Source organism: Pseudomonas sp. PICF6 (genome assembly GCF_009831705.1).
In the GTDB taxonomy this organism is placed as follows: domain Bacteria; phylum Pseudomonadota; class Gammaproteobacteria; order Pseudomonadales; family Pseudomonadaceae; genus Aquipseudomonas; species Aquipseudomonas rhizophila.
Window position 1 is genome coordinate 1 of the sequence record NZ_WUUD01000020.1, and the last position, 10372, is coordinate 10372.

Sequence of the window (10372 nt, forward strand, 5' to 3'; positions counted from 1 at the left end):
TTTCGCGAGCAAGCTCGCTCCCACAGGGGATTTGCGGTGAATGAAGATTTTGCGGCCACAGGAAGTCAAGGGTGGGAGCGAGCTTGCTCGCGATGGCGGCGGCACATTCTTCATCTTTGCTGACTGATACTCCGTTTTCGCGAGCATGCTCGCTCCCACCTGCGCAACGCTATACAAACCGGCACCTTGTTTGATTTCATGCCCGCACAGCAGCCTGTCTGATGGCGCTGATCGGGAGATGAAGATGAACTACACAGATTTCGACGGAGCGTTGCTGCTGGCACTCAAGGCGCTGCTGCAAGAGCGCAATGTCACACGTGCCGCTGCCCAGTTGGGCATCAGCCAACCGGCTCTGTCGGCACGGCTGGCGCGTCTGCGGGATATCCTGGCGGATCCGTTGTTCGTCCCGGCGGCGAACGGTCGTGGCGTGGTCCCCACACCCCGGGCGCAGGCACTGGAGCAAGAGTTGCTGCAAGTGCTCGAAGGGCTCAAACGCCTGGTCAGTCAACCGGAACGTTTCGATCCGGCCACCACGACCCGCACCTTCGTCATCGCCTTGTTCGAAACGCCGGCGGCCGTTCTGGCGCCGGATCTCTGCGCCCGTCTGAAGCATGAGGCAAAGCATGCAAAGCTGGCGTACATCCATCCCCCACGCGACGTGTTCGAGCGTCTTGAGCAAGGCCAGATCGATCTTCTGATCACCGTGCCAGGCGCGCTTCGCGACGACCTCATGCAGCGACCTCTTTGGGAGGATGGCTTCCTGACCGCCCAGCGCAAGGGCCATCCTCGCGGCACTGGACCACTTGATCTCGAGACGTTTTGCGCCCTTGATCATGTGCTCGTGTCCTCGGAAGGCGGGCGTTTTGCCGGGGTGGTCGACGAGGCACTGGTGGAGATCAACCAGGTTCGCAACGTCGCCTTCTCCATTCAGAATTACGCACTGGCGCCGCTGCTCGTTGCGTCCACCGATACCCTGTGCACACTGCCCTCGCGCTTCCTCTGCCAGTACCGCGACCGGTTGGACCTGTTCGAACCACCCCTCGAGCTGACGGCGCTGCGCCTGGTGCTGGCCTGGCACCCGCGCAATAACAAGGATGCCGGCCATCAATGGCTGCGCCGCCAGGTCTATCTCAGCGCGGAACTGGAGCCCGCTTGAGTGCTCCAGCGTAGGGGGTCCATCCAAGCGCGCCGCAACCATCGGTTATGCGTATAGCAGCTATCGATAGCGCAGCGGTTCTCGGTAGCAGCCTCTCTCTCTAATCTGCCCACCAACGCGATCGACGGCGGTCGCGACAGGTCAAACCGACCCCTATGGAGAGAGACGATGAACACACTCAACCGCACCATGGCCATCGCGACGCTGGCACTGGCAACCCTCAGCGCAGAAGCTGCCTCCCCCGCCCAGACCGCTGCGAGCATGTCCGCCGTCGGCAGCATGATCCAGTCCGCCAGCTATATCACCACTCGGGATGGCGTGCAGCTGTACTACAAGGATTGGGGTCCACGGGATGGCCAGGTAGTCACCTTCAGTCACGGCTGGCCGCTGAACGCCGACAGCTGGGAAGCGCAGATGATGTTCCTCGCCTCGAAGGGTTATCGCGTCGTTGCCCACGACCGTCGCGGTCATGGCCGCTCCAGCCAGCCGTGGGAAGGCAACGATATGGATCACTACGCCGACGATCTGGCGGCGGTGATTGAAGCGTTGGACTTGAAGGATGTCACCCTGGTGGGTTTCTCGACGGGGGGCGGCGAAGTGGCTCGCTACATCGGTCGCCATGGTACAAGCCGGGTGAAGAAGGCCGTGCTGGTTTCCGCCGTCCCACCGCTGATGCTCAAGACCCAAACCAACCCCGGCGGTCTGCCCATCGAGGTGTTCGACGGGCTGCGCAAGGCGTCCCTGGAGAACCGCTCACAGCTTTACCTGGACATCGCCTCCGGTCCATTCTTCGGTTTCAACCGCGAGGGTGCCAAGCCATCCCAAGGGCTGATCCAGTCGTTCTGGGTGCAGGGCATGCAGGCGGGCAGCAAGAACACCTATGAATCGATCGCGGCCTTCTCGGCGACCGATTTTCGCGACGACCTGAAGAAGTTCGATGTGCCGACGCTGGTCGTTCATGGAGACGATGATCAGATTGTTCCCATTGATGCTTCCGGTCGGGCCTCGGCGGCGCTGATCAAGGGTGCACGTCTGATCGTCTACCCCGGCGCACCCCATGGCCTGACCGATACGCACAAGGACCGGCTGAACCAGGATCTGCTGACGTTTCTTCAGGAATAAAACAATGACATGCACTGCATGACCTGTGTGGGAGCGAGCCTGCTCGCGATAGCGTCGGAAAATTCACGAGGCCAGGCGACCTAGCGCCATCGCGAGCAGGCTCGCTCCCACCTTTGTCCAGGGGCGCCCAGATTCTGCGCTCACTTTGCAGAGCCCTTCTCAGGAAGGGCTTTTGCGTTCTACGCCTCTCACGTCAAACGGCTTGTGGTCGGCACGCTTATCAATTCATGTGAACCTAGCCGTCCTGCAACCCTCGGATATTCAAGACGTACCAAGGGTGATCCACATGACAATCGAAGACACTTTATTACGTCAACGCAAGGTACTTGCCGAGTTCGGCGAGCTAGCCCTGGTTTCAGACGATTTTGAACACATCCTCGACGAGGCGTGTCGTCTGGTCGGCGAAGCACTGGAAACCCATTTGGCGAAGTTCATGTCGCTGGAAGACGACGGTGTCACTTTCCTGGTGCGCAACGGTGTGGGCTGGTTGCCGGGGGTCGTTGGCGAAGTCCGGGTTCAGGCACTGGAAGGCACCCCGGAACGGTATTCCCTGGACTCCGGCGGCGCCGTCATTTCCACGGACATTGCGACAGAAACACGCTTTCACTATCACGACTTCCAAACGCGCAACGGCGTCCAGGCGTTCGTCAATGTGCTGGTACACGGCGCCACCGAGACGCGCCCCTTCGGCATCTTCGAGGTCGACAGCCGCAGCCCCCGGCAGTTTAGCGAGAGCGACATCGACTTTCTGCGCGTCTACAGCAACCTGCTGGGTGCGGCGTTGAAACGCGCCAAAACCATGCAGGCCATGCGCCTGACTGAAGAAAAATTGCGGGAAAGCGAAAGACACTATCGAATCGCCGCGCAGCTCAATCCACTCTGGCCCTGGACGGCCGACAGTCATGGCGCGGTGACATCGCTGGATCAACGCTGGTATGAATACACCGCACGGTCGCCGGAACAGACACTGGGGCGCCAGTGGTTGAACGCAACGCACCCCGATGACCGCATATCATTTGCCCGGTTGTGGAATCAGTCGCTGGCGAGTTTGCAACCCTTCGACGCACAGATCCAGTTGCGAAAATCCACGGGGGATTATCGATGGTTCAGAATCCGCGCGTTTTGTAGCCTGGATCCCGAGGGACGATGCGAGCGCTGGTATGGCACCGTCGAAGACATCAACGAGCGGGTGCAACTGGAGGCGGCGCTCAGGGACTGGAACGACCTGCTCGAAGACCGGATTGCAACCCGTACCCAGCAGCTTGAAGCCGAACAACAGGAGCGTGCGCTGGCCGAGTCGAAACTGCGGCAAAGTCAGAAGATGGAAGCGGTAGGCCAACTGACGGGGGGTATTGCCCACGACTTCAACAACCTGCTGGCTGGCATCAGTGGCAGCCTTGAGCTGATGCAACGGCACATCGACCGTCAACGCTACGACGAACTGTCTCGCTACAACTCCGTCGCCCTGACCTCAGCGACACGCGCAGCCGCACTGACCCAGCGCCTGCTGGCATTTTCCAGGCAGCAATCGCTAGAACCGGAAGTTCTCGAACCGCGCAAAGTGGTGGCCGGCCTGGAAGAAATGATCCGACGCTCCGTGGGCCCGAGCATTCATGTCGAATGCGCTTTCAGGGGGCATGATCCGATCAAATGCGACCCCAATGGACTGGAGAACGCCCTGCTCAATCTGGCCATCAACGCCCGGGATGCGATGCCCGGTGGCGGAACCTTGAAACTTGACGTGCAACGCTGCGTTATCGACGCGACATCTTCCAGCGAAAAAATGATGCCGCCGGGCCCATATGTGGCGATCTCGGTCACCGACTCGGGCACGGGGATCAGCGCCGACATCCTGTCTCGGGTGTTCGATCCGTTCTTCACCACCAAGCGCATTGGCGAAGGATCCGGCCTGGGCCTGTCGATGATCTACGGGTTTGCCCAGCAATCCGGAGGGCAGGTGAAGATTCAGAGCAGCGTCGGCGTGGGTACGACCGTGACAATGTATTTTCCGGTTGTCAGCCAGTCCCCCATCAGGGTGAAAAGCGCGCATCTGGATGACACCGCACCCTTGCAGCCCGGCGCCAACGAAACCATTCTGGTGGTGGATGACGAAGCGGCGATTCGCCAGTTGGTCTCGGAATTCCTGACTGAAACCGGCTATCACGTCATCGATGCGCTGGACAGCGTCTCTGCCCTCAAGCAGGCCGATAAGACCGAGCATATCGATTTATTGCTGACAGATATCGGCCTGCCGGGAACCATGAATGGCATCAGCCTGGCGAATGAAATGAAGGCCAGATATCCCTCGCTGAAAGTGTTGTTCATCACCGGATTTGCCGAGGGGAAAAATCTGGTTTCGGTCGACACCACGACCCACGTACTGGCCAAACCTTTCAGCTTGACTGACCTGGGCCGACGGGTGAGTGCGTTGATTCACGCCAGTGAGGACAGCGCTGGATGACGGGGCCCCTTTTCCTTTGAATCAGTGCCGCAACAGTTTGCGCAACGGAATCTCGTCCTTGCGCACAGGCGACTTGATGACGATGTAGCTGAAGTATTTGGAGATGCCGATGTTCTTGTCCAGCAGGCTTTCCATCACATCCTGGTAATCCTGGATGCTGCGGGTCATGAAGCGCACCAGGTAATCGTAGCCACCGCTGATCAGGTGACATTCGAGCACTTCATCCACCAGGCGGATGTTGGACTCGAATTTGGCGAAGTCCTCGCGCTTATGGTCGCTCAAGGTGATTTCGGTGAAGACCGTCACCGAGTCGGTAATCTTGGCCAGGTTCAAATGGGCCTTGTAGCTGGAGATGTACCCCAACGACTCCAGCCGTTTGACCCGTTGCAGGCATGGGCTGGCGGACAAGCCAACGGCATCGGCCAGGCTGACGTTGGTCATGCGACCGTCTTTTTGAAGCTCTACCAGAATGCTGATGTCGATCCGGTCCAGTTTCGCTACACCTTCCATCGCCTACCTCTGTCTGCCATTTGTAAGACAATCTTCTAACAAAATCAGCACCGTAAAGACAGCTGATGCTGAGCCACCAGATCGGCCATGCTGTTGATGCAATACTGGCCCGCGCACGGCTTGGGCGGGTTGTCGGGGTTGCGACAGATCAGGCAAACCGCCCCAACCTTGGCGGGACGGGCGCCAGGTCGGGTCACTTGAAGAATAGCCTGCGCATCGAGGTCGTTGGCCTTGAGCCAAACGGTATCGTGCAAAGGGTCACTGGCCAGTGAAATAAAATCCTCCGGCTCGATGCCCAGGCGCTCGCACAACGCGCCCCGGTCTTCTGCATCGCGGTCGCCCAACACGAGCAGGCGATAGAACTTGCGCAGATAGAGCATCGCCCCCGGCGCATCCTCGAACAACGTCCAGGCGGCGGCCGAGCGGGCGAAGCTCATGCCCTCCTCCCAACTGACCTTGAGTTTCCAGCGCTCAGCCAACTGACGGTGGGCGAAACACAGCAAACCGCTGAAGCCCAACTCGCCGAAGCGCGGATATAGCGCTTGCAGCACCTCATCGAACTCGGCCAGCACCTGGGTTTTTTCCGGCGATTCGCCGTGGTTTTCCAACAGCGGCTGCAGCGCCGTCCAGATGGCGGAGTCCCGATCCACCAGGACCTCATCGCAGTCGATCAACAATGCCCGATACTCAGTCAACCTCATGGGTAAAGCCTCCGCTGATGTCCCATCGATCCACGCTCCTTTGATTTGCATTGGCGCTTGCCCTGGCAAACGCCATGAACACCAGGCCTTCAGCCCATGACCCGTGCCAGCGCAGCGTCGAGAATCTGCAAGGCCTCATCGACCTGCGCCTCGCTGGTCACCAGAGGGGCAAGGAAGCGCAATACGTTGCGGTACACTCCGCACTTGATAACCAGCAATCCACCGGCCCGGGCTTCGTCGATCAAGCGCTGGTTGAGATCGGCATCCGGGGTGCGCGCCAGGTCATCCTTGATCAGTTCGATCGCCAGCATGAAGCCGCTGCCACGCACGTCGCCAATGCGCGGGTAGCGGGTTTGCAGACGTAACAGCCCCTGACGCAGACGCTCGCCCAGGGCTTCGCCACGGGCCAACAGGTGTTCCTGCTCGTAAGCGTCGATCACCGCCAGCGCCGCCGCGCACGACAGCGCGTTACCGCCATAGGTGCCGCCCAGTCCACCAGGCAGTGGCGCATCCATGATTTCGGCCTTGCCGACCACACCCGACAGCGGCAAGCCGCCGGCGAGGCTTTTGGCGACGGTGACCAGGTCTGGCTGGATACCGGCATGCTGGAAGCCGAACCATTTACCGGTGCGACCAAACCCGGTCTGGATCTCATCAAGAATCAGCACAATGCCGTGTTTTTGCGTCAGCGCGCGCAGGCCCTGGAGGAACTCGACGGGCGCCGAGAGGAAACCGCCGTCGCCTTGCACCGGCTCAATGATGATTGCTGCGACCCGCTCAGGTGCCACTTGAGTCGCCAACAGTTCGTCCAGCGCCTGGAGCGCCATTTCGCTGGTGACATTCCGGTAGGCATTCGGATAGGGCGTATGAAAAACCTCCGGCGCGAACGGCCCGAAATTCTGTTTATAAGGCTGGCTCATGCCGGTGAGCGTGGTGCCCAGCAACGTCCGGCCATGGAAGCCGCCGCGAAAGGCGATCACCGCCGAGCGCTGGGTGTAGGCTCGGGCGATCTTCACCGCGTTTTCTACGGCTTCGGCGCCTGAGGTAAAGAACGCCGCCTTATAGGCTTGCTCACCCCCGATCATTTCGCACAGGCGCTTGGCCAAGTCCAGATAAGGCTGGTAGGCCACGACCTGGAAACAGGCATGGGTGACTTTTTGCAGTTGGGCTTGCACCGCCGCGACCACCTTGGGGTGATTGTGGCCGATATTCAGTACACCGATGCCGCCGACGAAGTCCAGGTAGCGCTTGCCGTCCACGTCCCACAACTCCGTGCCCTGGGCCCGGTCGATCACCAGCGGATGGGCAGTGACCAGGCCACGTGGCACGAATTGATCACGCTGACGGAGCAGACTTGGGGTTTCTTCGACTTTACTGTTCATGGCATTTCCCATCGTGAGCCTCGCAACCAGGAAGCGGCTGCGGTGTGTTCACAGGTTAAGCGTTCGACACGATTGTCTAAGCCGAACTTGGTCGTTGAGAAATTCGGATCGACTGTTTACACCCCGGCAAACAGCAGAATCCTCCAAGCGCGCCTCGCACCATGGAATCTACCGGCAGAGGTGCCTTGCAACGCAGCCTCGTGCTGCTGCACAGGCCCTTTCGACAGATCCTGCTCTGACATTGAGGCATGCTTGATACTTCCCTTTTACATGCGAGAAATGCCCCATGGCCCTGCTGTATAAAGCTGACCCGGTCCGCGGCGAACAATGGCAGCGTCTGTTCGCCAGACATGCCCCGGATATCCAATGGCGTGCCTGGCCGGACATCGGCGATCCGCGGGATATTCGTTACCTGGCGGCCTGGCAGGCACCGGACGATATCGAAACCGTGTTGCCCAACCTAAAAGTGCTGTTCGCCTTGTCGGCGGGGGTCGATCAACTGGATCTGGGGCGCTTGCCGGCGACGCTGCCGGTGGTGCGATTGCTCGACCCCGGCATCAGTCAGGGCATGTGCGAATACGCCAGTTTCGCCGTACTCAGCTTGCACCGCGACATGGTGCGCTATCGCCAGCAACAGACCGAGCGGTGCTGGCAAGCACACCGGTTGGTGCCTGCGCAGCAGCGCCGGGTCGGGGTCATGGGCCTGGGGTTGCAGGCCCGTCACATACTCAACACCCTGAAGCCCTTTGGTTTCGCCTTGTCGGGCTGGGCGCGCAGTGAACATCACATTGATGGAGTGGAGTGCTTTGCCGGAACCGGGCAACTGCCGGCCTTCCTCAGCCAATGCGATATTGTGCTGTGTGTCTTGCCGCTGACCGAACAAACCAAGGGAATTCTCAACCGTCAGTTGTTCCAACACCTGCCCAGGGGCGCGGCCCTGGTCAACATGGGCCGCGGAGGGCATCTGGTAGAAGCGCATTTGCTTGAAGCGCTTGCCAGCGGCCAGCTGAGCGCGGCGGTGCTCGACGTACTGGAACAGGAACCGGCCGCGCCGGATCATCCGTTCTGGAACCATCGGCAAATAATACTGACGCCCCATATCGCAGCGATGACTCAACCCGAGAGTGCGTTTGGCGTGTTATTGGACAATATTCGCCGCCACCAACGGGGCGAAACGATGCTTGGCCTGGTGGACCGTGAGCGCAGCTACTGAACCGTGCGTGACGAGGTGCATCGAGCAAAAAACCATCCGGTATTTACTGCTGGCCCGGCCGCTGATTTGAGCAAGAAATGTGGCCGCAAGAGGCGTTGCAGAAGGAACCTGCCGAATCGTTTTGCGACCCTTGTCAGGCCTGCTTGCAGGTGAGATACAAGCATCACCCGCGGATAAATCCGACCGTTTACACCCTCTCTCAATGGTGATCTGCCATGTCCACTTCGAAACGCCCTGACTACGTCTATCGTGCCATGACCGCCACCGATGTCCCCTCGGCACACGCCTTATCCGTGCAGTTGAAATGGCCTCATCGTCTGGAGGACTGGGCGATGCTGCAGCGCGTCGCCCAAGGTTTTGTCGTTGAGAATCAGGGCCGCTTGATCGGCACTGCATTCACCTGTGCCCAGGGAGACTACGCCACCATCGGCCTGGTGATCGTCGATGACGAATACCAGGGCCAGGGGATCGGTCGCAAACTGATGGAACTGGCCATTGAAGCGTGCGGCTCGCGTACTGCCATCCTCAATGCGACGCTGGCCGGTGCCCCGCTGTATGCCAGCCAGGGATTCGTTGACTTTGGGCATATCCAGCAACATCAGGGCCTGGCTTTACCGCCTGTACCGCAGGGGTTGGCCGACGACGAACGCTGCCGCGCGCTGACCGAAGCCGATCACGCTCAAATGATCAGACTGGCCAATGCGGGAAGTGGCCTGGACCGTCAGGCCGTGCTCACCGATCTGTTCGATGTCGTTGAGCATGCAGTGGGTATTGAGCGGGACGGCCAGTTGTGCGCTTTCGCCCTGCTGCGCCCCTTCGGTCGTGGCCGTTGCATCGGTCCGGTCATCGCGCAGAACCCTGAACAGGCCCGGCATCTGATCGCCGTGTTGCTGGCACGGGTGCCGGATGCATTCGTTCGGATCGACATTCCCTCCGACACGGGGCTGGGCCCCTGGCTCGAAGAAGCGGGCCTCAAGCAGGTCGACACCGTCGCCCAGATGGCTCGTGGCACGCCCCCGCAAGCGACCGGCTCAGTGCGGCAGTTCGTGCTGGTGACCCAGGCCGTTGGCTGACAAATCCCATCGCTTATCCAGGTCTTTTTTGGAGAATCATGTTCATGCCCGAACCCACTGCAGTGCTGTTGGCGCATGCCGACGGCAGCCCCGCCTCAACCTCGTTCACCCCAGGCTCATTGGGGGCCAATGATCCGTTCGACAGGCTCATCGCTTATGCCGGGGCGGATGGCATCGCCGCTGGTGTCGTCCGGGCCAGCGGTCGGTTCAGTAGCGACCAGTATCCCTTCAGCGAAATGATCGTGGTGCATGCCGGAGGCGTTGAACTGCGCAGCCAGGCACAAACGCTGCGCCTCAGCGCCGGTGAAAGTGCGGTGATCGCCCGTGGTACGGCGGTTGAGATCGACGCGCAACCCGAGTCTTTCTGGGCCTTCTGTGCCGATACCCAGCGCGTGAATGCCAGCGAGCCCGGGCTGACAGCACTCCCGACGCACACGATGCTCTCGCCTTCGGCGGCCCCCGACGACGCAATACTGCTCAGCCCACCCCCGCAATGTCGCTCGCACAATCTGTTTGTCGAAAAAGCGACCAACCTGCGCATTGGGATCTGGGACTCAACGCCGTACACCCGCCGGACCAGGCCTCACAAGCTGCATGAACTGATGCACCTGATCGAAGGCAGCGTCACCCTGCAGACAGCCGACGGAAACGACCTGACGGTCAACGCCGGCGATACCGTATTCGTCCCCCTGGATGCACCCTGCGCCTGGGACAGCAGCGTTTATGTACGCAAGGTCTACGTCGTCAAATAGCA

At 60.3% G+C, this 10372-nt stretch carries 9 protein-coding genes; 6 read left to right on the forward strand and 3 right to left on the reverse strand.

Translation table 11 applies throughout. From position 1 onward, the window contains the following. Nucleotides 1-244: 244 nt before the first annotated feature. The 3 genes from GSM73_RS13190 to GSM73_RS13200 all read left to right on the forward strand — a co-directional run bounded on the left by GSM73_RS13190 (nt 245) and on the right by GSM73_RS13200 (nt 4739). Nucleotides 245-1156, forward strand: coding sequence for a LysR family transcriptional regulator (locus GSM73_RS13190; RefSeq protein ID WP_080962888.1), 912 nt, complete (start codon nt 245-247; stop codon nt 1154-1156). Between the two features lie 168 nt (nt 1157-1324). After that, nucleotides 1325-2278 (forward strand): alpha/beta fold hydrolase, encoded by a 954-nt coding sequence (locus GSM73_RS13195; RefSeq protein WP_076385384.1) that lies wholly within the window; start codon nt 1325-1327, stop codon nt 2276-2278. A 286-nt stretch (nt 2279-2564) separates the two neighbouring features. Further along, nucleotides 2565-4739: an ATP-binding protein gene (locus GSM73_RS13200; protein ID WP_160892881.1), complete on the forward strand. Its 2175-nt coding sequence runs from the start codon at nt 2565-2567 to the stop codon at nt 4737-4739. A gap of 21 nt (nt 4740-4760) precedes the next feature. Here the strand turns inward: GSM73_RS13200 and GSM73_RS13205 are convergent, their stop codons facing one another. From GSM73_RS13205 to gabT, 3 genes are all read right to left on the reverse strand, one after another. Beyond that, on the reverse strand, nt 4761-5249 hold the full coding sequence (locus tag GSM73_RS13205; RefSeq protein WP_076385388.1) for an Lrp/AsnC family transcriptional regulator: 489 nt from the start codon (nt 5247-5249) through the stop codon (nt 4761-4763). A gap of 44 nt (nt 5250-5293) precedes the next feature. Further along, a complete protein-coding gene (locus GSM73_RS13210; protein WP_160892883.1) occupies nt 5294-5950 on the reverse strand; it encodes an HAD family hydrolase in 657 nt (218 codons plus the stop codon). A gap of 89 nt (nt 5951-6039) precedes the next feature. Then, nucleotides 6040-7332, reverse strand: a complete 1293-nt coding sequence (gene gabT / locus GSM73_RS13215; RefSeq protein ID WP_160892885.1) for a 4-aminobutyrate--2-oxoglutarate transaminase — start codon at nt 7330-7332, stop codon at nt 6040-6042. A gap of 286 nt (nt 7333-7618) precedes the next feature. On the opposite strand from gabT, the gene GSM73_RS13220 reads away from it, so the two are divergent. The 3 genes from GSM73_RS13220 to GSM73_RS13230 all read left to right on the forward strand — a co-directional run bounded on the left by GSM73_RS13220 (nt 7619) and on the right by GSM73_RS13230 (nt 10370). Further along, entirely contained in the window at nt 7619-8545 is a 927-nt protein-coding gene (locus GSM73_RS13220) for a glyoxylate/hydroxypyruvate reductase A (protein WP_160892887.1), read from the forward strand. Between the two features lie 215 nt (nt 8546-8760). After that, nucleotides 8761-9618, forward strand: coding sequence for a GNAT family N-acetyltransferase (locus GSM73_RS13225; protein ID WP_076385396.1), 858 nt, complete (start codon nt 8761-8763; stop codon nt 9616-9618). Between the two features lie 44 nt (nt 9619-9662). After that, complete coding sequence (locus GSM73_RS13230; RefSeq protein WP_107323294.1) at nt 9663-10370, forward strand: cupin domain-containing protein; 708 nt, start codon at nt 9663-9665, stop codon at nt 10368-10370. Nucleotides 10371-10372: the final 2 nt, after the last annotated feature.

Coding starts and splice junctions, on each gene's coding strand:
- GSM73_RS13200 (WP_160892881.1), top strand. CDS start 2,565: ATGACAATCGAAGACACTTTATTACGTCAACGCAAGGTACTTGCCGAG.
- GSM73_RS13225 (WP_076385396.1), top strand. CDS start 8,761: ATGTCCACTTCGAAACGCCCTGACTACGTCTATCGTGCCATGACCGCC.
- GSM73_RS13210 (WP_160892883.1), bottom strand. CDS start 5,950: ATGAGGTTGACTGAGTATCGGGCATTGTTGATCGACTGCGATGAGGTC.
- GSM73_RS13220 (WP_160892887.1), top strand. CDS start 7,619: ATGGCCCTGCTGTATAAAGCTGACCCGGTCCGCGGCGAACAATGGCAG.
- GSM73_RS13230 (WP_107323294.1), top strand. CDS start 9,663: ATGCCCGAACCCACTGCAGTGCTGTTGGCGCATGCCGACGGCAGCCCC.
- gabT (WP_160892885.1), bottom strand. CDS start 7,332: ATGAACAGTAAAGTCGAAGAAACCCCAAGTCTGCTCCGTCAGCGTGAT.
- GSM73_RS13195 (WP_076385384.1), top strand. CDS start 1,325: ATGAACACACTCAACCGCACCATGGCCATCGCGACGCTGGCACTGGCA.
- GSM73_RS13190 (WP_080962888.1), top strand. CDS start 245: ATGAACTACACAGATTTCGACGGAGCGTTGCTGCTGGCACTCAAGGCG.
- GSM73_RS13205 (WP_076385388.1), bottom strand. CDS start 5,249: ATGGAAGGTGTAGCGAAACTGGACCGGATCGACATCAGCATTCTGGTA.